This window comes from Ruoffia sp. FAM 26254, assembly GCF_045528545.1.
Taxonomy (GTDB): domain Bacteria; phylum Bacillota; class Bacilli; order Lactobacillales; family Aerococcaceae; genus Ruoffia; species Ruoffia halotolerans.
The window spans coordinates 1-285 of the sequence record NZ_JBGQQY010000127.1; the positions used below are offsets into that span (position 1 = coordinate 1).

Consider the following 285-nt stretch of genomic DNA (forward strand, 5'->3'; position numbering starts at 1 on the left):
TGTCAAGCCTCTTAGGGTTTGAGGATTATATATCTCCGGGCCTGTAGCTCAGTTGGTTAGAGCGCACCCCTGATAAGGGTGAGGTCGGTGGTTCGAATCCACTCAGGCCCATTGCTATGAACTTGTTTATTTCTTCAGGGAAACAGTTGACAGCAAATCAATAACAATGTAATATATATTTCCAGTACGGGGGATTAGCTCAGCTGGGAGAGCGCCTGCCTTGCACGCAGGAGGTCAGCGGTTCGATCCCGCTATTCTCCATAACTACTATAGTAAGTAAGGGGT

The 285-nt window shown here is 47.7% G+C and carries 2 tRNA genes; both read left to right on the forward strand.

Annotated elements, in window-relative coordinates:
• Positions 1-37: 37 nt before the first annotated feature.
• Positions 38-111: transfer RNA gene (locus ACEN3Z_RS11960), tRNA-Ile, on the forward strand.
• Positions 112-188: 77 nt separating this feature from the next.
• Positions 189-261, forward strand: a tRNA-Ala gene (locus tag ACEN3Z_RS11965).
• The last annotated feature ends 24 nt before the right edge of the window (positions 262-285 follow it).